At 64.8% G+C, this 18,676-nt stretch carries 20 protein-coding genes; 7 read left to right on the forward strand and 13 right to left on the reverse strand.

The annotated features are described in order from the left end of the window. Positions 1 to 16 precede the first annotated feature (16 nt). From HNQ95_RS22630 to aroC, 3 genes are all read right to left on the reverse strand, one after another. On the reverse strand, positions 17 to 1,000 hold the full coding sequence (locus tag HNQ95_RS22630; RefSeq protein WP_154386780.1) for a hypothetical protein: 984 nt from the start codon (positions 998 to 1,000) through the stop codon (positions 17 to 19). A gap of 144 nt (positions 1,001 to 1,144) precedes the next feature. Next, entirely contained in the window at positions 1,145 to 2,242 is a 1,098-nt protein-coding gene (gene ribB, locus HNQ95_RS22635; protein WP_067964613.1) for a 3,4-dihydroxy-2-butanone-4-phosphate synthase, read from the reverse strand. A gap of 118 nt (positions 2,243 to 2,360) precedes the next feature. After that, positions 2,361 to 3,461 (reverse strand): chorismate synthase, encoded by a 1,101-nt coding sequence (gene aroC / locus HNQ95_RS22640; protein WP_067964616.1) that lies wholly within the window; start codon positions 3,459 to 3,461, stop codon positions 2,361 to 2,363. A 262-nt stretch (positions 3,462 to 3,723) separates the two neighbouring features. Here aroC and HNQ95_RS22645 point away from each other — a divergent pair, with 262 nt between their 5' ends. Further along, positions 3,724 to 3,972: a DUF1344 domain-containing protein gene (locus HNQ95_RS22645; protein ID WP_067964618.1), complete on the forward strand. Its 249-nt coding sequence runs from the start codon at positions 3,724 to 3,726 to the stop codon at positions 3,970 to 3,972. Positions 3,973 to 3,992: 20 nt separating this feature from the next. Here the strand turns inward: HNQ95_RS22645 and HNQ95_RS22650 are convergent, their stop codons facing one another. The 4 genes from HNQ95_RS22650 to HNQ95_RS22665 form a co-directional block, all read right to left on the reverse strand. Further along, positions 3,993 to 4,580: a histidine phosphatase family protein gene (locus HNQ95_RS22650; protein WP_182575254.1), complete on the reverse strand. Its 588-nt coding sequence runs from the start codon at positions 4,578 to 4,580 to the stop codon at positions 3,993 to 3,995. 21 nt (positions 4,581 to 4,601) lie between these two features. After that, positions 4,602 to 5,420, reverse strand: coding sequence for an enoyl-ACP reductase FabI (gene fabI, locus HNQ95_RS22655; protein ID WP_067964622.1), 819 nt, complete (start codon positions 5,418 to 5,420; stop codon positions 4,602 to 4,604). Between the two features lie 127 nt (positions 5,421 to 5,547). Next, positions 5,548 to 6,486, reverse strand: coding sequence for a DnaJ C-terminal domain-containing protein (locus tag HNQ95_RS22660; protein ID WP_182575253.1), 939 nt, complete (start codon positions 6,484 to 6,486; stop codon positions 5,548 to 5,550). Between the two features lie 88 nt (positions 6,487 to 6,574). Then, on the reverse strand, positions 6,575 to 6,973 hold the full coding sequence (locus HNQ95_RS22665) for an RT0821/Lpp0805 family surface protein (RefSeq protein ID WP_312874166.1): 399 nt from the start codon (positions 6,971 to 6,973) through the stop codon (positions 6,575 to 6,577). A gap of 107 nt (positions 6,974 to 7,080) precedes the next feature. Between HNQ95_RS22665 and pdxH the strand changes: the two genes are divergently transcribed. Beyond that, complete coding sequence (pdxH, locus tag HNQ95_RS22670) at positions 7,081 to 7,698, forward strand: pyridoxamine 5'-phosphate oxidase (protein ID WP_182575252.1); 618 nt, start codon at positions 7,081 to 7,083, stop codon at positions 7,696 to 7,698. Between the two features lie 114 nt (positions 7,699 to 7,812). Here pdxH and HNQ95_RS22675 read toward each other — a convergent pair whose 3' ends face one another. Continuing rightward, entirely contained in the window at positions 7,813 to 8,565 is a 753-nt protein-coding gene (locus HNQ95_RS22675) for a crotonase/enoyl-CoA hydratase family protein (RefSeq protein ID WP_067964629.1), read from the reverse strand. Positions 8,566 to 8,585: 20 nt separating this feature from the next. Beyond that, positions 8,586 to 10,364 carry an acyl-CoA dehydrogenase family protein gene (locus tag HNQ95_RS22680; RefSeq protein ID WP_182575251.1) on the reverse strand — a complete coding sequence of 593 codons (1,779 nt, stop codon included), beginning with the start codon at positions 10,362 to 10,364 and terminating at the stop codon, positions 8,586 to 8,588. Between the two features lie 174 nt (positions 10,365 to 10,538). Here HNQ95_RS22680 and HNQ95_RS22685 point away from each other — a divergent pair, with 174 nt between their 5' ends. Then, a complete protein-coding gene (locus tag HNQ95_RS22685; RefSeq protein ID WP_154386820.1) occupies positions 10,539 to 10,754 on the forward strand; it encodes a hypothetical protein in 216 nt (71 codons plus the stop codon). A gap of 72 nt (positions 10,755 to 10,826) precedes the next feature. Continuing rightward, entirely contained in the window at positions 10,827 to 12,032 is a 1,206-nt protein-coding gene (locus HNQ95_RS22690) for a glycoside hydrolase family 25 protein (RefSeq protein WP_182575250.1), read from the forward strand. Between the two features lie 24 nt (positions 12,033 to 12,056). Here HNQ95_RS22690 and purD read toward each other — a convergent pair whose 3' ends face one another. After that, entirely contained in the window at positions 12,057 to 13,334 is a 1,278-nt protein-coding gene (gene purD / locus HNQ95_RS22695; RefSeq protein WP_182575249.1) for a phosphoribosylamine--glycine ligase, read from the reverse strand. Positions 13,335 to 13,469: 135 nt separating this feature from the next. On the opposite strand from purD, the gene ubiA reads away from it, so the two are divergent. Further along, a complete protein-coding gene (ubiA, locus tag HNQ95_RS22700; RefSeq protein WP_182575248.1) occupies positions 13,470 to 14,453 on the forward strand; it encodes a 4-hydroxybenzoate octaprenyltransferase in 984 nt (327 codons plus the stop codon). 9 nt (positions 14,454 to 14,462) lie between these two features. Here the strand turns inward: ubiA and HNQ95_RS22705 are convergent, their stop codons facing one another. The 3 genes from HNQ95_RS22705 to HNQ95_RS22715 all read right to left on the reverse strand — a co-directional run bounded on the left by HNQ95_RS22705 (position 14,463) and on the right by HNQ95_RS22715 (position 17,583). Beyond that, positions 14,463 to 15,029, reverse strand: a complete 567-nt coding sequence (locus HNQ95_RS22705; protein WP_067964634.1) for a DUF6101 family protein — start codon at positions 15,027 to 15,029, stop codon at positions 14,463 to 14,465. 168 nt (positions 15,030 to 15,197) lie between these two features. Next, positions 15,198 to 16,628 (reverse strand): FAD-binding oxidoreductase, encoded by a 1,431-nt coding sequence (locus tag HNQ95_RS22710; protein ID WP_182575247.1) that lies wholly within the window; start codon positions 16,626 to 16,628, stop codon positions 15,198 to 15,200. A 16-nt stretch (positions 16,629 to 16,644) separates the two neighbouring features. Continuing rightward, positions 16,645 to 17,583: an L-threonylcarbamoyladenylate synthase gene (locus tag HNQ95_RS22715; RefSeq protein WP_182575287.1), complete on the reverse strand. Its 939-nt coding sequence runs from the start codon at positions 17,581 to 17,583 to the stop codon at positions 16,645 to 16,647. A gap of 201 nt (positions 17,584 to 17,784) precedes the next feature. Between HNQ95_RS22715 and HNQ95_RS22720 the strand changes: the two genes are divergently transcribed. Both HNQ95_RS22720 and HNQ95_RS22725 read left to right on the forward strand, forming a co-directional pair. Beyond that, positions 17,785 to 18,198, forward strand: coding sequence for a hypothetical protein (locus HNQ95_RS22720; protein WP_067964640.1), 414 nt, complete (start codon positions 17,785 to 17,787; stop codon positions 18,196 to 18,198). 74 nt (positions 18,199 to 18,272) lie between these two features. Continuing rightward, entirely contained in the window at positions 18,273 to 18,656 is a 384-nt protein-coding gene (locus HNQ95_RS22725) for a hypothetical protein (protein ID WP_182575246.1), read from the forward strand. The last annotated feature ends 20 nt before the right edge of the window (positions 18,657 to 18,676 follow it).

The raw sequence follows: 18,676 nt of genomic DNA on the forward strand, positions 1-18,676 counted from the left end.
ACCGTGCCTTTTGCCTTCAGACGTTCTTTGCCGACCCGTCCCAGCGCGACGCTTCGCCTGAGCCAAAAGCCTTTTCCTTGAGCTCGCGGAACTTCGACGACGCCTCTTCCAGCTTCCGGTCCCATTCCGGATTGGGCACCTGGCCTTCGATGACCTTGAAATAGACCTGCATCAGCGATGCCACGGCAAAGGGTTCGATCAGCGCCGATTTGAACGCCCAGGCAAAGACGATCGCCAGCACGAATGCCCAGCCGCCCATTTCGCCCGGCATGAAGTAGAGAATGGCGCCTGCGGGTGCCAGCATGAACAGGAAGATGAACAGCGACACGACCCAGACGACGAGCGACAGCCAGACCGCGTTCTTGATCATGGTCGAGCCGTTCTGGGCATAGAGCACCACGCCCTGCCGCGCGCTCTGCCAGGGCGAGTTGCTGCCGATGCGGATGTTGTAGCCGAGGATGATCTCGTCGACATAGGTCAGCGACATGCGGACGATGGTGTTGAGAAACCGCACCAGCCCGTCGAGGCCGGGGATCGGCAGGAAAGCGGCGATGCCGCCGATCAGCCCGGTGATGGTGCGGATCACGCCCTTCACCAGCTGGTCGAGCACAAACAGCACGCTGGCTTCGGTGAAGCGTTCGGTGACGACCTCGCGGGCATAGGAAATCTGGTTCTGGCCGCCGGGAATCTCGCGCCCGTCGATCAGATGGACCATCACGGCGATATGCCCGGCCTTGACGATGTAGAGGATGTATTCGCGGATCCAGTAGACCGCGACCGACACCACGCCGAAGCCGGCGATGCCACCCCAGACGGCGAATGAAACCGGCCCTTCAGGGTCGGTTGCGATGTGGCCGACGCCGTAGCCGACGCCGGCGCCCGCTCCCATTGCCACGATATAGGCCAGCGTGATGCCGAAATAGACGACCATGCGCAGCACGATGAACGGCCAGGTGCGTGCCATGATCGCCAAGCTCTGGCCGATGCTGAAATCCCACATACCCGACTCTCCCCTAAGAGGTGGACAGGAGGATGCGCCGCATCAGGCGGATGTCAATCACCATGAGGGATGAGCCAATCCACGCCCGGGGATGAGCCAATCCGCGCCCGGCTAGGGGCATTTTACCCCGCAGGCGTGCCGAAATCAGCGGATTTCGGTCTTGGCGATGCGGATGCCGAAACCTTCGAGGCCGACATAGTGGCGTTCGCGCGAGGCGACCAGGTTGATCGACGAGATGCCGAGATCCTTGAGGATCTGCGCGCCGAGGCCGATCTGGCGCCATTCATCCTCGCGCCGGCGCGCCTCTTCATGGTCCTCGCGCTCCGCCGACGGGCGGTTGCGGCCGAGATTGGAGACGCCGACCGAGCCCTCGCGCAGATAGACGATGACACCGCGCTTGCACTCGCCGAAGGTCTTCATGATGTCGGCAAGCTTGTTGCTGGTACCGAACACGTCGGTGACGACGTCCTCGGTGTGCAGGCGCACCGGCACTTCTTCGCCGTCGCGGATGTCGCCGAAGACGATGGCGAGATGATGCATCGAATCCCACGGCAACGTGTAGGTGATGGCCTTGGCCTTGCCGGCCGGAGTGTCAATTTCGAAGGCGTTGACCCGTTCGATCAGCGTCTCCTGGCGCTGGCGATAGGCGATCAGGTCGGCGACGGATACCTGCTGCAGCCCGTTCTTTTCGGCAAAGGACGCGACCTGCGGGCCGCGCATGACCGTGCCGTCGTCATTGACCAGTTCCGAAATCACGCCGACCGGCGGCAGACCGGCAAGCTTGCACAGGTCGACCGCGGCTTCGGTATGGCCCGAACGCATCAGCACACCGCCTTCGCGCGCGATCAGCGGGAAGATGTGCCCCGGGCGGACGAAGTCGCCGCCGCCGGCGTTGGGATTGGCCAGGTTGCGCACGGTCAGCGTGCGGTCGTCGGCCGAAATGCCCGTCGTGGTGCCATGCTTGAAGTCGACGCTGACGGTGAAGGCGGTGGTGTGGGCGGAATCGTTGTCGGCCACCATCGGCGCAAGGTTGAGGCGCCGGGCGTCTTCCTTGAGCATCGGCGTGCAGACGATGCCGGAGGTGTGGCGCACGATGAAGGCCATCTTTTCCGCCGTGCAGTGGACGGCGGCAACGATCAGGTCGCCTTCGTTCTCGCGCCCGTCATCGTCCATGACGACCACGATCTCGCCGCGCTCGAAGGCGCGCAGCGCTTCGACAACTTTCTTCTGGTCGTATGGCATGGCGTGGTCACTCGGTGCGTGTGGTTGGTGTGGAGCAGATTAGGTCATTCGGGCGGCAAGGCAGTAGGGTTTTTTGCAGCTTGGGAGAATTGCCCAGCTGCCCCGTTTCCCCCTGCCCCTAGATTCTGCCGGTCTGGCCGCGGTGGCGCAGATAATGGTCGGCGATGGCGCAGGCGACCATGGCCTCGCCGATCGGCACGGCGCGGATGCCGACGCACGGGTCGTGGCGGCCCTTGGTCATGACGTCGACGTCCTTGCCGTCCTTGTCGATCGATTTGCGCGGCGTCAGAATCGAGGATGTCGGCTTGACGGCGAAACGCGCGATCACGTCCTGTCCGGTCGAAATGCCGCCCAGTATGCCGCCGGCATTGTTGGACAGGAACAGCGGTGTGCCGTCATTGCCCATGCGCATCTCGTCGGCATTCTCTTCGCCTGTTATGCGCGCGGCCTCGAAGCCGTTGCCGATCTCGACGCCCTTGACGGCGTTGATCGACATCAGATTGGAGGCGATGTCCTGGTCGAGCTTGGCATAGATCGGCGCGCCAAGGCCGGCCGGCACACCCTCTGCGACGATCTCGATGACCGCACCGACCGACGATCCGGCCTTGCGGATGCCGTCGAGATAGTCGGCGAAGACCTGGACCGAGGCGGGGTCCGGCGTAAAGAACGGGTTTTCGGCGCTGCCGATGAAATCCCAGTTCCAGTTGGCGCGATCGATCGACCTGGTGCCCATCGACACCAGCGCGCCGCGCACCACCAGCCCGGGCACGATCTTGCGGGCGATCGCGCCGGCAGCGACGCGCGCCGCCGTCTCGCGCGCCGAGGAACGGCCACCGCCGCGATGATCGCGCAGGCCATATTTGACGTCATAGGCGTAGTCGGCATGGCCGGGTCGATACTGCCGCGCGATCTCGCCATAATCCTTGGAGCGCTGGTCGACATTCTCGATCAGCATCGAGATCGGCGTGCCGGTCGAGATCAGGGTCTCGCCGTCGTCGTCCGTGACGACGCCCGACAGCACCTTGACCTCGTCGGGCTCGCGGCGCTGGGTGACGAAGCGCGACTGGCCGGGCTTGCGCTTGTCGAGCTCGTCCTGGATGTCCTTCAGCGTGAAGCGGATGCCGGGCGGGCAGCCGTCGACGACACAGCCAAGCGCCGGCCCATGGCTCTCACCCCAGGTGGTGACGCGAAACAGATGGCCGAAGGTGTTGTGCGACATGCAAGCGGGCCTTTCCGGATATGGCCGCGTTCTAACGCATGCCCCCGAAAAGTAAAATTGCTTTTCGGCCTCAAACCCTCCGATGGCAGGCATCTTTTGTGTATCGGCATGGGCCCGAAGCGGTCAATTGGCTGCATTAACGGTGGTCAAACCGTGATCGCAGCAGTTTTAGTTTTGACACATTCGGTTGGTTTCTGCTTCCTTCCAACCGCTCGTTAACATTTTGCCTCGCCTTGCGGGGCGCAGAAAAAAGAGGACGACAATGCGTACCCTTATTGGCGCCGTTGCCGCCGTGCTGATGATGTCTGGCGCTGCGCTCGCTGCCGAAGCCGAAGGTCAGGTCAAGTCGGTCGACAAGGAAAAGTCCACCATCACGCTTTCCAACGGCAAGTCCTACAAGCTGCCGGGCGAGTTCGACGTCGAGAACATCAAGCCGGGCATGGACATCCTGCTCGCTTATGACGTGGTCGAGGGCGAGAACCTGATCACCGACATGGAACTGCCGCAGTAACAGAAATCGGGCCTCGGGCTTTACAGCCAGTCGAGGCGGCCATCCTGCACTCTCAGCACGCGGTCTTGGGGGATCTCCAGGGCCGCGGCTTTGTTTTTGGGCAGGGCTTCGACTAGCCGGAAGATCGCGCGCATCACGCCGCCATGGGTGACGCAGACCGTCGGCTGCGTAAGCTCGACGAGCCACGGACGGATGCGGCAGGCCAGCATCTCGTAGCTCTCGGCCTCTTCGCCCGGCGGAACGAAATTCCACTTGTCGTGTTTGCGCGCCGTGCTGGCGCCCGGCAGGCGTGCCTCGAGCTCGGCGAAGGTATAACCCTGCCAGTCGCCGAAGTTCACTTCGACGAGGCGCGGATCGGTGCGGTAGGCCATGGGATCGAGCCCCATCACCGTCCGCGCCCGCTCCATGGTCTCGCGGGTGCGCCGCATCGGGCTCGCGATGAAATCGAAGGCCTTGGGATCAGCGATCAGCTCGGCAAGCCGGCGGCCGTTGCGATCGGCCTGCTCGCGCCCGACCGCATCGATGTCGATGTCGGCCTGCCCTTGCAGCCGCTGCTCGGCGTTCCATGGCGTCTGGCCATGGCGCACGACATAGAGGAGCGGGATCATGGCGATGCTGTTCGGGAAGGATCAGTCCTTCACGGCTGCGATGTCAGGCGCATCGACGGCCTTCATGCCGACGACGTGGTAGCCGGAATCGACGTGGTGCACTTCGCCGGTGACGCCGCGCGACAGGTTCGACAGGAAGTAGAGCGCAGAATCGCCGACCTCCTCGATCGAAACGGTGCGGCGCAGCGGCGCGTTGTACTCGTTCCACTTCAGAATGTAGCGGAAGTCGTCGATGCCGGAGGCGGCAAGCGTCTTGATCGGGCCGGCGGAAATCGCGTTAACGCGGATCGCCTTCGGGCCGAGGTCGACGGCGAGATACTTCACGCTCGCCTCGAGAGCTGCCTTGGCAACGCCCATGACATTGTAGTTCGGCATCACCTTTTCGGCGCCGTAATAGGTCATGGTCAGCATCGAGCCGCCATCGGTCATCAGCTTCTCGGCGCGCTGGGCGACAGCGGTGAAGGAATAGACCGAGATGTCCATGGTGCGCAGGAAGTTGGCATGGCTGGTGTCGACATATCGGCCGGTCAGCTCGTCCTTGTCGGAGAAGCCGATGGCATGGACGACGAAGTCGAGCTTGCCCCACTTCTTTTCCAGCGTCTCGAAGCAGGCATCGATGGTCGCCATGTCGGTGACGTCGCAATGTCCGCAGACGAACGCGCCGATTTCGGCGGCCAGCGGCTCGACGCGCTTCTTCAGCGCATCGCCCTGATAGGTGAAGGCAAGCTCCGCGCCCTGGTCGGCGCAGGCCTTGGCAATTCCCCAGGCAATCGATCTGTTGTTGGCGACGCCGAGAATAAGGCCGCGCTTGCCGGCCATCAGGCCCTGTCCACCCGCCATATGAGCGCACTCCAATGCTTTGACTGTTTTGCAGAGCCTATCGCATAGGCAACCTGCACCTTCAAGCTTTCATGCGACCTTCGTCGCAGCCAGGGCCATGGACCGCAAAGATGACGCAAGCCTTGCGTCAGTCGGCAGACTTGCGCATCAATTCCTCGAGTGCCGCATCGCCGCCTTCGGGCAGCATGACGCGGACATGGGCATAGAGGTCGCCGTGGCCGCCTGCCTTTTCCGGCAAGCCGCGGCCCTTGAGGCGCAGCACCTTGTCGGAACTCGACCATTCGGGGATCTTCACCGCCAGCCGGCCGGTCGGCGTTTCCACCGCCGCCTTGGTGCCGAGCACCGCCTCCTTGAGGCTCACCGGCAGGTCGACATGCAGATCCCTGCCCTCGACGCGGTAGCGCGGATGGCGACGGAACCTGATCTTGACCAGCGCGTCGCCGGTACCGCCCAGGCCCTGCTCGCCCTGGCCCTTGAGCCTGATCGTCTGGCCGTCCTCGACGAATTCCGGCAGCTTCACCGCCATCTTGCGGCCATCGGGGAACATCGCCGTCACCTTGGGTGCGGTCGCTGCCTCTTCGATGGTGACGTCGAGCGTGACATTGACGTCGCCGCCCGGCTGCGCGCGCTGGGCACCCGCGCCTCCGCCCATGCCGGCACCATGACCACGCTGGCCGAAGGAATCGCCGAAGATCTGGCTGAAGATGTCGCCGGCGTCGAAGGACGCGCCACCCGGGCCGCCGGAGCGGAACTCGAAACGCGACCCACCGGGTCCCGTCTGCTGGCGGCGGAAGCCGCCGAACGGGTCGCCGCCGCCAGCACCTTCGAAGCCATGGAAGCGCGGCTTGCCCTCGGCGTCGATCTCGCCGTGGTCGAAAGCCGTCTTCTTCTTCTCGTCGCCGAGAATCTCATAGGCCTGGTTGGCGGCGGCAAAACGCTCCTTGGCCTTGGGATCGTCCGGATTCTGGTCCGGATGGTGTTTCTTGGCGAGCTTGCGGAAAGCCGCCTTTATGTCCTTGGCCGAGGCGTTCTTGGCAACGCCCAGCACCTCATAGGGGTCGCGCATTACGTCAATCCACGAGAGAGAAAAGGGTTTGTTGCTTCCTATATGCGCTCGGCTAGGAAGAAATTCCAGAGGCTGAACGCCGCAACCGTCAGGCGGGCGCGAAAGACAGCATCTGCCAGGTGCCCGAACCGGCGGCGCAGACCTCGCCCCTGAACAGGCCGACCCCGTCGAAGCTCTCGCGCGAAACGGCGAATTCGCGGCATAGCACGCCCCGTTCCTTGCTTTCGACAAGCGCCGTGATCGCGCCGCGCGAACCGGTTTCGGCATTGGCCCAGGGAATCGGCTGGCCTTTCATCTCGTCGACGTCGACGGATGAAACCGCATTGCGGATCGTCGTCTCGTCGGACAGTCGATTCGCGTCGGTGGTCCTGTTTGCGTCGTCGGGAACCTTGCTGGTGACGAGGCTGCGGTCGACCTCCGCCTTTTCGAGGCTGAAGCCGCCGGCGCCACACCCGCTGATCGTCGTCAGGCCGAGCAGCAGCAACACCTTGAAGGATCGGAACCCGAATTGTGGGAGGCAATGGCCCTCAAAGGCTTGCGCGAAGCGCGACAATAGGCATTCTCCCGGTCGGAAATGGCAGGTCGAGTAAAGCTATGACGGACACAGAGTTAAAAAGCGGTGACTTCACGGAGGCTGCGGAGCCTTTCCAGCTCTTTGCCTCCTGGCTGAAGGACGCCACGGCCAGCGAACCCAACGACCCCACCGCATTGGCGCTGGCCACCGTCGATACCGACGGACTGCCTGACGTGCGTATGGTGCTGCTCAAGGGATTCGACGAACATGGCTTCGTCTTCTACACCAATTTCGAAAGCGCCAAGGGCCGCGAAATCCTCGCCACCATGAAAGCCGCGATGTGTTTCCACTGGAAATCGCTGCGCCGCCAGGTCCGTGTGCGCGGTCCGGTCGAAATCGTCACCGATGCAGAGGCGGACGAGTATTTCGCCTCGCGCCCACGCGGCAGCCGCATCGGCGCCTGGGCCTCGAAGCAGTCGCGCCCGCTCGAAAGCCGTTTCGCGCTGGAAAAGGCCGTCGCCGAATACACCGCCCGCCATGTCATCGGCGACATCCCGCGCCCGCCGCACTGGTCGGGTTTCCGCATCGTGCCGAGCCAGATCGAATTCTGGCACGACCGCCCCTTCCGCCTGCACGACCGTGTCGTCTTCACGCGCACGAAAGACGGTGGCTGGGACAAGGATCGGCTCTATCCGTGATTCTCACCCTCCCCTTGTGGGGAGGGTCGCTCCTGAAGCGGAGGGGCTGGGGGTGATGAAGCGCGCTCCAGCCGTTCGCCCTGCTTCGGTTCGCCGACCCTGACGGGTAAGGGGTCAGCCCTTCTTGCGCGTCATGAAGGCGACGAGTGCGGCACGCGCCTCGTCCGACTTCAGCCGGGCGCGGAAATGCGCGCCCTCTTCCTTGATGCGCTCGACGAGTTTGGTCCGGTCGCCGCGCATCAGGTCGCGTGCGATCTTGAGCGCCTCGGGCGGCTTGGCCGCGATTTCACCGGCAGCTGCCAATGTCGCTGCTTCGAGCTCGTCTTCCGCCACGACCTTGTAGATCAGCCCGGCAGCGAGCGCGCGTTCGGCCGGGAAGCCCTCGCCCAGACCGAGCAGGGCAAAGGCACCCTGCAGGCCGAGCAACTGCGGCGCGATCAGGCTCGAGCCTGCCTCGGGCACCAGCCCGAGATCGACGAAGGGCGTGCGGAACATCGTACGCGGCGTGGCGAAGGTCAGGTCGCAATGCAGGTTGATCGTCGTGCCGATGCCCACCGCAATGCCGTCGACGCCCGAGACGACAGGCTTTTCGGTGCCGGCCAAAGCGAGCAGGAACTCCCACACCTCGCCGCCGCCCTCACCGCCCGTGGCGATCGCCATGAAGTCGGCGAGGTCATTGCCCGACGAAAACGCGCCCGGCACGCCCAGGAAGACGTGGCAGCGCACGGCCGGATCTTTGTCGCCGGCGACGAGTGCCGCCGCCATCTCGGCATACATCGCGCGGGTGATGGCGTTCTTCTTGTCCGGACGGTTCATCCGGATGATCTGCACGGCGCCCTGCCGTTCGATGAGAATGTGGTCGGTCACGTCGGTCCTCGTCCCAGAAGCTACGCCGAGATCAGCGCTTTGGCGGCGGCGGCAAGGCTTGACGTGCCGCCGGTGATACGGTCCTTGAGTGCTGCGGTCTCGCCAAGCAGGTTTTCGGCAAAGAACCGGCACAGCGAGATGCGCCGCTCGTCTCCGTCGGCGAGTGCGGCGCGCGCCAGATAAGCGCCACCGGCAACCAAGGAGAACAGCCGGAGATAAGGCGTGGCCCCGGCCAACGCATCGTCCGTTCGGCCGTCGCCAAGCTGCTTCTGCAGATGACGCGTGACGCTCTGGAGGTCGTCGAGCGCCTGCTCGAGAATGAGCGCCGTGCGGCCATAGGCCTCGCTGTTCATCGCAGCGACGGCAATGGCTATGCCATCGAGTTCGCCGACATAGCCGAAGACATGCTCGCCATTGCCGAGCGGCAGCTTGCGGGTGACGAGGTCGATCGCCTGGATGCCGTTGGTGCCCTCATAGATCGGGGCGATGCGGGCATCGCGCAAAAGAGCTGACGCACCCGTTTCCTCGATGAAACCCATGCCGCCGTGGATCTGCACGCCAAGCGAAGCAACGTCGACGCCGACATCGGTGGAGAATGCTTTCGCCAGCGGCGTCAGCAGATTGGCACGGTCCTGCCAATGCGCCTTGTCGGCGCCGGCCGACACCCGCGCCATGTCGATGGCATGGGCGCAGGAATAGGCGATGGCGCGTGCGGCCTGGGTCAGCGCCTTCATCGTCAGAAGATTGCGCTGCACGTCGGGGTGATGGACGATCGGCGCCATGCCTTCGCCCGAGTAGGACGACGCCTTGCCCTGGCGGCGTTCATTGGCATAGGCGAGCGCCTTCTGGAACGCCGTCTCGGCAACCGCCACGCCCTGAATGCCGACCAGCAGGCGGGCATTGTTCATCATCGTGAACATGCAGGCGAGCCCGCGGTTTTCCTCGCCGATCAGCCAGCCGACAGCGCCCGGTTCGCGGCCCTTGGCGAAGCCGTCGCCATAGATCATCGTGCAGGTCGGAGAGGCGTGGATGCCGAGCTTCTCCTCGATACCAGAGCAGAACACGTCGTTGCGCGCACCTGGCGTACCGTCTTCGTTGAGCAGGAATTTCGGCACCAGAAACAGCGAGATGCCGCGTGTGCCGGCCGGCGCATCGGGCAACCGCGCTAGCACCAGATGGACGATATTGTCGGTGAAGTCGTGCTCGCCATAGGTGATGAAGATCTTCTGGCCGTAGATGCGATAGGTGCCGTCGCCCGACCGTTCGGCGCGGGTGCGCAAGGCGGCCAGATCGGAACCGGCCTGCGGTTCGGTCAGGTTCATCGTGCCCATCCACTCGCCGGAGACGAGCTTTGCCAGATAGGCCGACTTCAGGTCCTCCGATGCGTGCTTTTCCAGCGCCTCGACCGCGCCCATCGACAGCGTCGGTCCGATGCCGAAAGCCATCGAAGCCGAGTTCCACATTTCGAGCGTCGCCACGCCCATCATCGTCGGCAGGCCCTGCCCGCCATATTCCTCGGGGCCGTTCAGGCTGTTCCAGCCGCCTTCGGTCCAGTGCCTGTAAAGCTCCTTCCAGCCCGGCGGCATGGTGACGGCCCCATCGCGGAGCTTGGCGCCGGTGCGGTCGCCGACCTTGTAGAGCGGCGCGACCTCCTCGCTGGCGAAACGCCCGGCCTCGCCAAGGATGGCGTCGACCAGATCCTCGCCAAGGTCGCCGAAAGTGCCGGCATCCATGGCGGCCTTGAGGCCGGCAACATGCTTCAGCGCGAACGCTATCTCTTCCACCGGGGCGCGGTACATGATGCTTCCTCCTGCACCTGACGATCTGCTTGCGGCCTCACCACCGCTTGGCCTCCACACTAGCCGCCTTCCCGAGCCGAGGGGAAGTGACTTTTTACGTAAACGTCAAATTTCATCACACTTTGCGCCAAGGCGTGCGGCTTGGTAGAACCGGCAAAAATCATCGAGGACGCCATGCTCGCCCGGCCCGACACCTTCAGCTGCATCGAATGCGGCCTGCCCTACCGTTCCGAGGGCTTCTGGTATCACGGCGGCAAGATCGAAGACGGCGCCGCCTACTGGACCGATCGCGGCATACTGTGCTCGCCGAAATGCTCGCTTGCCCATCACCGCAAGCGCGCGGCCGAAGGCACGCTGCCGACCAAGCCCGCCCCCGATCCGTTCGAATAACGCCTCAATCGGCCCCAAAAGCGCTTGCTTTCAACCTGCAGGCGGTGGAGCCGCATCAGCATTTCCTTAACCATGGCGGTCCACGATCTGATATCGATCACCGAGGATCGCCTTTTGAGGGGACTGGCGTCTAGATTTCATCGCCTCGCGCTCGCAGCGCTGACCGCCGCTTGGGTAAACCACATCCCCGCGCCGGCTGCGGCCTCCGACTTCTCCGAACCATGGAAGAAGTCCGACCGGGCGCTGGTCATCGACGCCTACGAATACAATTCCATCGACTGGCAGAAGCTGTCGGGCGACAAGCGCATCGTCGGCTTCATCAACAAGGCCTCCGACGGACTGCCCCCGGCCTATTCCTGCTCCGGCGACGAAACCGCCTACAGGCTGTGCAAGGCGCTGTGGAAACGACATGCGGTTGCCCGCGAGCTGTTCCACACGCGCAAGGTCGTCGCCAAGGCGCTCGGGCTGAAATGGGGTGCCTACCACCTTGCCCGTCCCGGCAACCCGATCGAGCAGGCCGAGAACTTCCTCGATTTCGCCGAACCCGGCCCCGACGATCTGATGGCGATCGACATCGAGGAAAACGACCCAACCAAATGGATGTCGCTCGAGGACGCCGAGTTGTTCGTGCGCCATATCTTCCTGCGCACCGGCCGCTATCCGATCCTCTACACCAACGGCACGACCTCCAGATACATCGCCGACAACCGCTATCGCTACCGGCTGCTGTCGCGGCTGCCGCTCTGGTATGCGCGTTACAAGCCCGAGATCGGCATCCATTTCCCGAAGGGCAACTGGCAGCGCTATTCGCTGTGGCAGTTCTCGGCCCAGGCCAATTGCGGAGAACGCCGCTGCCCCTACCGCGTCGCCGGCACGCCCAACGACATAGATGTGAACGTCGCACCAATGGACGCCGAAGGCCTGCGCCAGGTCTGGCCGTTCGGCCAGCTTGTCGAAACGACAGACGACTTCATGCTCAATGTGCCGCTGCCGATCGCCAGGGATGAGGGGCTGAAGGGCGAAAGCCGCATCACCTATGCCTCGGTCGCCTATCCGGTGCGTCTCGACCTGCTTGCCGAGACGCTGCGCTCGAGCTGGGACAAGGCCGTGCTCGGCGCACTTCCGGCGTTCAGACCGGCACCCAGCCGCTACATCAACGGCATGGCGGAATTCGCAGCACTGAGGCGCGACGAAGTGGTGCGTGTGGCCAGCCAGAACGCCGCAAGGCTCGATCCGGTCGCCACCGCTTCGACCGAGAGCGACCGCGCCGAGCGCTAGTCGGTCGCCCCCGCGTCCAGCCGACTATTTCTGCTGTTCGCGCTCGACCGCACGCCAGCCAATGTCGCGGCGGCAGAACCCTTCCGGCCAGTCGAGCCCGTCGACAGCCGCATAGGCCTTCTGCTGCGCTTCGCTGACATCGCTGCCCGTGGCGGTGACGTTCAGCACGCGGCCGCCATTGGCGACGATCTTGCCGTCGCTGACGGCGGTGCCGGCGTGGAAGACCTGCGCGCCGGCGGCCTCCGCCCTGTCGATGCCTGATATGACCGAACCCTTTTCCGGCGTGCCCGGATACCCCCTGGCCGCCATCACCACCGTCAGCGCCGCCTCGTCGCGCCAGCGCGCCGAGACATGCGACAGCTGGCCGTCGGCGGCGGCGTTGAGCAGCACGAGAAGGTCTTCCTTCAGGCGCATCATCAGCACCTGGCATTCGGGGTCGCCGAAGCGGGTGTTGTATTCGATCAGCTTCGGACCCTGGTCGGTCAGCATCAGGCCGGCAAACAGCACGCCCGAGAACGACGCACCCATTTCAGCCATGCCGCGCATCGTCGGCTCGATGATTTCGCGCATGGTCTGTTCGATCAGTTCGGGCGTCATGACGGGCGCCGGCGAATAGGCGCCCATGCCGCCGGTGTTCGGTCCGACATCACCGTCGCCGACACGCTTGTGATCCTGCGCCGTGCCGAAGGGCAGCGCCGTCTTGCCATCGCACAGGCAGAAGAAGCTCGCCTCCTCGCCGGTCATGAATTCTTCCACCACGACAGATGCGCCGGCACCGCCGAAGGCACCTTCGAAACAGGCGTCGACGGCTTCCAGCGCCTCGTCCAGCGTCATCGCCACCGTCACGCCCTTGCCGGCGGCGAGGCCGTCGGCCTTGATGACGATCGGCGCGCCCGTCTTCTCGACATAGGCACGGGCGTCGCCGGCATTGTCGAAACGGCCATAGGCAGCTGTCGGAATGCCGTAGCGGGCACAAAGATCCTTGGTGAAGCCCTTCGACCCCTCGAGCTGTGCGGCAGCCTTCGAGGGACCGAAGACACGAATGCCGGCGGCGCGCAGATCGTCGCCGATGCCGGCGACCAGCGGGCCCTCGGGGCCGACGACGACGAGGTCGATCGCCTTGTCCTTGCAGAAGGCTGCGACGGCGGCGTGGTCGGCAATATCGAGCGCCACCAGTTCGGCTTCCCGGGCGATGCCGGGATTGCCCGGCGCGGCATAAAGCCTGGTCAGCATCGGCGAGGCCGCAAGCTTCCAGGCCAGTGCGTGTTCGCGGCCGCCGGAACCGATGAGCAGGATGTTCATGCGCTTGACCTCTTGCCGATGCTTGACGTGATGCACCCGCTAGTGGCCGGGAGGGACGAGGTCAAGCTGCAGCGCTGCCAAACACGGACAAATCGTCGGCTTGACGCCTGCCCACGCCGCTGGCACTCCCATGACATGGAACAGATCCAATCAAAAGCCGGCCAGGGCCGGGTCGCCGATGCTCCCAGCGGTCACTGGGTCTACCGTGCCTTGCCACGTGGGCTGTGGCCTTACGCCCAGCTCGCGCGCTGGGACCGGCCGATCGGCTGGGTGCTGCTTCTGTGGCCATGCTGGTGGTCGGCGGCGATGGCGGCGAGCGCTTATGCGCGGCCGGGTGACAGCCTGATGTCGCTGCTGCCTTCGCCTTCGTTCCTGGTGCTGTTCCTCATCGGAGCGGTGGCGATGCGCGGCGCCGGCTGCACCTACAACGACATCGTCGACGAAGGCATCGACGCCCAGGTCGAGCGCACGCGTTCGCGCCCCCTGCCCTCGGGCCAGGTCAGCCGCCGCCAGGCTTGGGTGTTCCTGGTGCTGCAGGCGCTTGTCGGACTGGTCGTGCTGTTGCAGTTCAACAGCTTCACCATTCTGCTCGGCATCTCGTCGCTGGCGATCGTTGCAATCTACCCGTTCATGAAGCGCATCACCAACTGGCCGCAATTCGTGCTTGGCCTCGCCTTTTCCTGGGGCGCGCTGATGGGCTGGGCAGCCGAATTCGGCGACATAGACGGCCCGGCCGTGCTGCTCTATTTCGGTTCGATCATGTGGGTGATCGGCTATGACACGATCTATGCGCACCAGGACAAGGAAGACGACGCGCTTGTCGGCGTGAAATCGACCGCACGCTTCTTCGGCGAAAACACCAAGTCATGGCTGTTCGGGCTTTATGCCGGGGCGTTGCTGCTGTTTGCGACGGCCTTTGCCATCGCCCAGGTGCCGATGCCGGCACTCGCCGGTCTTGTCGCCGCCGGCGCACACATGATCAGGCAGATCGTCGTGCTCGACATCGACAATCCCGACCAGTGCCTCAGGCTGTTCAGGTCGAACGGCCAGATCGGTTGGATCATCTTCATCGGCCTGATCTGCGGCGGCGCCTGGGTGGCGCTGAAGCCGCTGATCTAGATCTCTGCGTCACGCCCGGGCGATGATCTCTTCGCCGTCGATGACGAGGCGGACACCGAGCGCGCCCGACTTGCGGCGGGCGAGGAAACGCGGCCTGCGCATCCTGGAGACGCGCCCCTTGCGTCGGTCCTGCGCCGGCAGGGTCTTGATCGCCGCGCCGAGCGACTCCTCGAGCGTGCGGGCAACGCCGTCCGCCTCGATCAGCAGCATGGGCAGGCTGTAATAGTCGGCCCAGGCGCGCCAGTCGGCGGCAACGTCGTCGAGATCGTCGGCGACCAGAAGCGGCACAGACAGCATCGGATCGTTGTGCAGCAGTTCCAGCGTCACCGTGACGTTCAGGTCCTCGTCTTCCATCGCACGGGCCGCAACGCCGCGGAACGCGCGCGCCGGCAGCGCAATCGTCGCCGGCAGCCCGCTGAGCGCCAGCAGGCGGCGGATCACCGCGCCGCGGTGATCGATGGTGAAGGTGACGTCGCCAAGGTCGTCACGCGTCGCGTAGCTGACCATCTGCGGCAAGCGGAACGGGTCGAGGCGCATGTTGCGTCCCGCCCAGACTGGCTTCAGTCCGGTGTTCATGGTGTGCCTTCCTGTTATCTCCTGAGAGCCGGTTTCCGGTCTCTCCGGACCAGTTTTCCCGGTCTCGTTAGGAAGGACACTAGCGGGGTGACCTTACCGCCCCGCTTAAGAAATTGGGTTAAATTTTGCTGATCTCGGCGATGGTTATCGGAATACCACCAGAGACGTTCAAATCGTCTTGCCGGGGTTCATGATGCCGGCGGGATCGAACGCCGCCTTGACGCGGCGCATCAGCTCGATGGCGATCGGCGGCGCCGTGGCAATGAGCTCATCGCGCTTGAGCTGGCCGATGCCATGTTCGGCCGAGATCGAGCCGTTCATGGCGCGTACGACGTCGTGCACCGCCTTGTTCATGTCGCGGTAGAGCGCCAGGAACGCGTCGGCTGCCATGCCGACCGGCTGCGAGACGTTGTAGTGCAGATTGCCGTCGCCCATGTGGCCGAAGCAGACAACGCGCGCCTCCGGGCAGACGCTGGCAACAGCGACAGCACCTTGTGCGATGAAGGCGGGGATACTGGCGATCGGCACAGAGATGTCGTGCTTGATCGACGCGCCTTCCACCTTCTGCGTTTCCGGCAGCATCTCGCGCAGGCGCCAGAACTCGTTGGCATGGGCAACGCTTGCGGCAATCGCCGCATCGCCGACCTGCTCGGCCTCGAAGCCGGCCGAGAGGATGTCCTCGATCAGCGCGCGCGCGTCCTCGGCCGAGCGGCCCGAGGAGATTTCCATCAGCACCTGCCAGGGCCAGTCGCCTTGCAGCGGCGGCCGCGCATCGGGAATGTGGCGCATGGCAAATTCCATCGGCCGGTGGCCGATCAGCTCGAACGCCGTCAGCGCGCCGCCGGCCATGTCCTGGGCGCGGTCGAACAAGGCGAGCGCTGCCTCTGGCGACGCCAGCCCGACCCAGGCGACTTCGCGACCCTTGGGCTTGGGATAGAGCTTCAGCACCGCCGCCGTAATGACCCCGAGCGTGCCTTCGGCGCCGACGAACAGGTTCTTGAGGTCGTAGCCGGTGTTGTCCTTCTTCAGCTTGCGCAGGTCGTCGAGCACCTCGCCGGTCGGCAGCACCACCTCGACGCCAAGGCACAGCTCGCGCGCATTGCCATAGGCCACCACGCCGGTGCCGCCGGCATTGGACGACAGATTGCCGCCGATCTGGCAGGACCCTTGCGACGCCAGCGACAGGGGATAGAGCCGGTCGACCTCGTCGGCTGCCTTGTGCAGCACGTCGAGCACGACGCCGGCCTCGGCAATGACGGTGTTGGAGACCGGATCAATCTCGCGGATGCGGTTGAGGCGCGACAGCGACAGCACGATCTGGCCGCCCGAACGATCCGGCACCTGGCCGCCGACGAGGCCGGTATTGCCGCCCTGCGGCACGATCGGCGTCCCCGTTTCGGTGGCGAGCCTCATGATAGCGCTCACCTCCTCGACATTTGCCGGGCGTAGCACCAGCGAGCTGGCACCCGTGAACAGGCCGCGCGGCTCATGCACATAAGGTTCGATGTCGCCTTCCGCGCGCACCGCATAACGCAGGCCGACGATGGCAGCGAAGCGCTCGGCAAGCGCGGGATCGAGGCCGGGAAGATTCTGGGTCATATGACGAAAGCTAAGTTCAGACGTGAGGATTGTCACGAGGGGCAGCGGCGCGCGCCAGCCTGTCGTTGATCGCCTCGCCGAGTTCGTCGAACGGTATCGGCTCGACGGCGATCAGCTCGGCGCCGCTGCGGTCGAGCGCCTGGAGATGCGCAAAGAGATTTGTCGCCGCTTCGCGCAGGTCGCCTGTCTCGGACAGATTGAGGAAGGCGCGGGCCTGTTGCCAGCCATCGGCACGGCGCGGGCCAAAACCCAGCAGCGCCTCGCCTGCCGCGACAGCGTCGGCATTGAGCCGCATCGCAGCACCCGGCGCGTAGTGCGAGGCAAGCATGCCGGGCGCTTCGATGCCGGCGGTCACGCCGCGCAGCAGCGGCGCACCGGCCACCTCTTCGATGTCACCTGCCGGAACGCCGCCGGGGCGCAGCAGCCGCACGCGGCCGTCCTCGACCTTGACGATCGTCGATTCCAGCCCGACCGGCGTCGAACCGCCGTCGACGACGAGCGGGATACGCGCCCCGAGATCGCTGGCCACCGCCTCGCCGCTGGTCGAGCTGATCTTGCCCGAGCTGTTGGCGCTGGGGGCCGCCAGCGGCCGGCCGAGCCGTGATATCAACGTGCCGCCGAACCCCTTGGGCATACGCAGCGCAATGGTCTCGAGCCCTGCTGTCACCAGCGGATGGATGCCCGAACCGGGACGCAGCGGAACCACCAGCGTGAGAGGTCCGGGCCAGAATTGTTCCGCCAGCTTGCGCGACAGCGGGTCGAACACGCCGATGCGCTCGGCCATGGCCATGTCGGCAACGTGGGCGATCAAGGGGTTGAAGCGCGGCCGGCCCTTGGCCTCGAAGATGCGGGCGACGGCCTCGCCATTGGTCGCGTCACCTGCCAGGCCATAGACGGTCTCGGTTGGTATGGCCACCACCTCGCCGGCGCCGAGCAGCGCAAGTGCCGCGTCCATCGCCTTGTCGGCTGCGATCAGTTCCGCCACGTCTCAGCTTCCTGTTGCATGCCCGGTCCCTACTCCGCGCCGCCCCATGCGACAAGTGCGCCACCGCCAAGATTTCCGGCATTGCCTAAAATGCACCGCATCTTCGAAATCGGGTTGCAACCGCCCTGCTGCTACATTGCTCCTTGAAGTTGGTTCAACTCCGAGGGTCAAATGCGCCTTTGTGCTGCGTTTCTTGTTGCCGGCATCGCCGCGTCCGGTACGGCTCACGCATCTTCGATCGTCATCGTCGAAGCCAGTGCGGCCAGCCCGTCATCGGTCAGCGTCGACGCCCCGAAATCGGCCAGCAGGTCGATCGTCGCGCTCGGCGCTGCCCAGGTCGACGCCGGCAAGGTCGCGGCGATCGAAGCCGAACCGACAAGCACCAACCATAAGATGGGGCCTGAGCTGATGGTCATCCGCGGCGGCGAGGTTGGTTCAGCGTCGCCTGATACGTCGGCTGGCGCACCCGTTGCCGCGGAAGCCGTGCCCGCCCAGCAGGCCGCGACCGGCGACCAGTCGCCCTTGCCTGTTGCGCCCGACGGAACCCCGATCGACCCAGCGCCAGCCCATGTCAAAACCGAATAGGCCGGCTTGACCGTCACGCCGTCGTTGTGCACCGTCGCGGCAACATATCGGCAATCTGGGCAAGGGGTTGATCCATGAAGGCAGGTCGCAGCATCGCAGCGGGGCTCCTGGCCATGCTGCTTTCCGGCACAGGCGTGGCACAGGCCGATCAGCTGCTCGGCACCTATGTCGCGCGGATCTCCGAGAAGGACCATCAGGCCAGCGACGGCTACGCGCTCGACAGCGCCGCCCAGGTCGTGCGGCAGGACCGCGCCAATGTGCATCGGCACATCCAGACCGACGAGGAAGACGACCTCGACGACTGGTTCACCAGCAATGCCAAGCGTGCGCGCTTCGAGCAGCTGTTGAACAAGCCTGGCGCGATGAACAACTCGACGCGCAGCGCCATCCTTCACGGCGAGCCGCTGATCGAGGTCCAGGTCTATCGCCAGAGCGTCAAGGTTCGCCTGCTCGACTGAATGGAAAGGGCGGCTCGCGC

The sequence above is a fragment of the Aminobacter ciceronei genome (assembly GCF_014138625.1).
Lineage (GTDB): Bacteria > Pseudomonadota > Alphaproteobacteria > Rhizobiales > Rhizobiaceae > Aminobacter > Aminobacter ciceronei.

Bases quoted from the DNA above. Each gene is read 5' to 3' on its own strand.
- HNQ95_RS22630 (WP_154386780.1), bottom strand. From the start codon at position 1,000: ATGTGGGATTTCAGCATCGGCCAGAGCTTGGCGATCATGGCACGCACC.
- ribB (WP_067964613.1), bottom strand. From the start codon at position 2,242: ATGCCATACGACCAGAAGAAAGTTGTCGAAGCGCTGCGCGCCTTCGAG.
- aroC (WP_067964616.1), bottom strand. From the start codon at position 3,461: ATGTCGCACAACACCTTCGGCCATCTGTTTCGCGTCACCACCTGGGGT.
- HNQ95_RS22645 (WP_067964618.1), top strand. From the start codon at position 3,724: ATGCGTACCCTTATTGGCGCCGTTGCCGCCGTGCTGATGATGTCTGGC.
- HNQ95_RS22650 (WP_182575254.1), bottom strand. From the start codon at position 4,580: ATGATCCCGCTCCTCTATGTCGTGCGCCATGGCCAGACGCCATGGAAC.
- fabI (WP_067964622.1), bottom strand. From the start codon at position 5,420: ATGGCGGGTGGACAGGGCCTGATGGCCGGCAAGCGCGGCCTTATTCTC.
- HNQ95_RS22660 (WP_182575253.1), bottom strand. From the start codon at position 6,486: ATGCGCGACCCCTATGAGGTGCTGGGCGTTGCCAAGAACGCCTCGGCC.
- pdxH (WP_182575252.1), top strand. From the start codon at position 7,081: ATGACGGACACAGAGTTAAAAAGCGGTGACTTCACGGAGGCTGCGGAG.
- HNQ95_RS22680 (WP_182575251.1), bottom strand. From the start codon at position 10,364: ATGTACCGCGCCCCGGTGGAAGAGATAGCGTTCGCGCTGAAGCATGTT.
- HNQ95_RS22685 (WP_154386820.1), top strand. From the start codon at position 10,539: ATGCTCGCCCGGCCCGACACCTTCAGCTGCATCGAATGCGGCCTGCCC.
- HNQ95_RS22690 (WP_182575250.1), top strand. From the start codon at position 10,827: ATGGCGGTCCACGATCTGATATCGATCACCGAGGATCGCCTTTTGAGG.
- purD (WP_182575249.1), bottom strand. From the start codon at position 13,334: ATGAACATCCTGCTCATCGGTTCCGGCGGCCGCGAACACGCACTGGCC.
- ubiA (WP_182575248.1), top strand. From the start codon at position 13,470: ATGGAACAGATCCAATCAAAAGCCGGCCAGGGCCGGGTCGCCGATGCT.
- HNQ95_RS22705 (WP_067964634.1), bottom strand. From the start codon at position 15,029: ATGAACACCGGACTGAAGCCAGTCTGGGCGGGACGCAACATGCGCCTC.
- HNQ95_RS22710 (WP_182575247.1), bottom strand. From the start codon at position 16,628: ATGACCCAGAATCTTCCCGGCCTCGATCCCGCGCTTGCCGAGCGCTTC.
- HNQ95_RS22715 (WP_182575287.1), bottom strand. From the start codon at position 17,583: ATGGACGCGGCACTTGCGCTGCTCGGCGCCGGCGAGGTGGTGGCCATA.
- HNQ95_RS22720 (WP_067964640.1), top strand. From the start codon at position 17,785: ATGCGCCTTTGTGCTGCGTTTCTTGTTGCCGGCATCGCCGCGTCCGGT.
- HNQ95_RS22725 (WP_182575246.1), top strand. From the start codon at position 18,273: ATGAAGGCAGGTCGCAGCATCGCAGCGGGGCTCCTGGCCATGCTGCTT.